Source organism: Vibrio scophthalmi LMG 19158 (genome assembly GCF_000222585.1).
In the GTDB taxonomy this organism is placed as follows: Bacteria; Pseudomonadota; Gammaproteobacteria; order Enterobacterales; family Vibrionaceae; genus Vibrio; species Vibrio scophthalmi.
This window is the reverse complement of sequence record NZ_AFWE01000060.1, coordinates 1-1,719: the sequence shown is the minus strand read 5'-3', so window position 1 is coordinate 1,719 and position 1,719 is coordinate 1. Positions and strand designations below refer to the sequence as shown.

Below are 1,719 nucleotides of genomic sequence, written 5' to 3'. Positions count from 1 at the left end.
GGCTGAGCGCTCGATGCCTGCGGCCCAAGTCGATACCAGTGAGCCTGTCGATACCGTTAAGCCTGTACCAGAGTGGTTACTCCTTATTCCTGCGGGCACCGTTCAAGGTCTGGATGGTCGCACCTGGCAAAATAGCAACCCTCAAGGCGTGGTGGATGCCTTTGTCGAGGATGGTTTGGATTTGCCGTGGGATGTAGAGCACGCCACCCACATCAAAGGCCCGCAAGGTGAATACGCTGGCGCGTCAGGCTGGATGGTTGAGCTTGAAGTTCGAGACGGTGAAATCTGGGCGCGCATTGATTGGAATGACCGCGGCCGATGGATCATCGAAGACAAAGATTACAAATACTACTCCCCTGCATTTTTGTACGACGACAAGGGCGTTATCACCAAAATTCGCTCATGTGGTTTTACCAATGACCCTAACCTTGCAGATTTACCTGCATTAAACCGAAAAGAAGGAAGCGATATGCCTATCCCACAAGCCATTGCTCTTGCGCTTGGCATTGAAGCAAGCGCGAGTGAAGCCGAAGCGGCAACCGCCATTGGTGCAATGAAGATTGCTATGAACCGCCAAGGTGCTGACAGCGTGGACTTAACCAAGTTTGTGCCTCGCGCTGACCATCAACTGGCGATTAACCGCGCTCAAACCGCAGAGCTTGCCCTGGCTCAGCGCGACCAATCAGACGCAGAAGCGTTAGTGGATGGCGCAATTGAAGCGGGCAAAGTGACGCCATCAAGCCGTGATATGTATCTGGCGACGTGTCGCACAGAAGCAGGCCGTGAGCAATTCAAGCAGTTTATTGGTAGCGCGCAATCTATTTCTGAGCAGCAAGCGCCGCAAAGCCAAAAACAAAACGGCTCAGCGCTGACAGATGATGAACTTGCCATGTGCCGCAAGCTGGGCGTCAGCGAAGACGACTTTAAACAATCAAAAGAGAAGTTGGCGCTGTAAGCGACGGCCTCTTACTTACAAGGACATCATAAATTATGAGCGAAACTGTCGTAATTCGTAATCTCTACACGGCCTTATCTGCGGTGTTTAACAAAGCCTTTGGTGATGCTAAGCCGCAGTGGCAAAAGGTAGCAACACAAGTGCCATCAAGCGCGTCTGAAAACGACTATGGCTGGTTGGGTGATTGGCCGTCGATTGAAGAATGGATGGGCGAGCGTCAACTGGCAACGCTTAAAGAGCATGGCTACAGCATCAAAAACAAAACGTGGGAAAGCTCTATCAAGGTTCGCCGCGAAAAAGTGGAAGACGATCAACTGGGTATGTACACCATCCAGGCGCAGCAAATTGGCTATGACGCCTCAATGCACCCTGACAGTCTCGTGTTTCCTCTGTTGATGAACGGCTTTAATGAGCTTTGCTATGACGGCCAATACTTCTTTGATGAAGACCACCCAATGGGTAACGGTACGCACTCAAACGTTCAGCTTGAAACGGCGGCGGCCCCTGCGGCGAAAAACTTTGCAGGCGTGGTGGAGCATGCCCGCGAAGATGGCGGCAACATTGTGCTGTTCATCGATACCGAGCTTAACCGCGATTTAGATCAGGCTACAGCGACTGCCGCTAGCGCGGAATGGGTGTTGAGCGTTGGTGCAAAAACCGCCGATATCGTGTCGTTCCGCAATGAGACGGGGGAGTTGGTTGTGACAGGCGGCACCTTAGTGCTTGCGGATTTGACCGAAGCCACTGAACTGACCATTAAAGGG

General features: G+C 52.2%; 2 protein-coding genes. Both read left to right on the top strand.

Going from position 1 to position 1,719, the window contains the following annotated elements; all coding sequences use genetic code 11:
- Nucleotides 1–955, top strand: a 955-nt coding sequence (locus tag RH88_RS04005; protein ID WP_005593605.1) for a phage protease, incomplete at its 5' end; no start/stop codon positions are given.
- A gap of 35 nt (nt 956–990) precedes the next feature.
- Nucleotides 991–1,719 (top strand): Mu-like prophage major head subunit gpT family protein (locus tag RH88_RS22670; RefSeq protein WP_005593603.1); only part of this gene is annotated, 729 nt, incomplete at its 3' end.